Source organism: uncultured Lacinutrix sp., from assembly GCF_947500325.1.
Lineage (GTDB): Bacteria > Bacteroidota > Bacteroidia > Flavobacteriales > Flavobacteriaceae > Lacinutrix.
On sequence record NZ_CANMRQ010000104.1, the window covers coordinates 1 to 305 of the forward strand.

Genomic DNA, 305 nt, shown 5'->3' on the forward strand with positions numbered 1-305 from the left:
ACCCGTATTCTACAATTTTCCCTTAGAGATAATTGGGGTACGTTCCAAATATAAACGCCACTCGTTGTTGTATAATTACTAACTATTGTACTCCAAGAACCTGTTTCTGACGTTCGATATTGAATTGTATAACTATTTGAGGTAATACCAGGCGTATTCCAAGTAATATTATGTGTTGTATTTCCTACAAGTGTTTCTCCTCCATTAGGTGAGGTAATAGCAATATAATTACTAGGAGAAATTGTAAATGCATTAGCACTAACCGATTCGTTTTCGGTATGATAGTACGCACTTACTTTTACTCT

The 305-nt window shown here is 34.8% G+C and carries 1 protein-coding gene; it reads right to left on the reverse strand.

Going from position 1 to position 305, the window contains the following annotated elements; genetic code table 11:
- The coding region (locus tag Q0997_RS20365) for a hypothetical protein (protein WP_299892574.1) at positions 1–305 on the reverse strand (305 nt) is incomplete at both ends.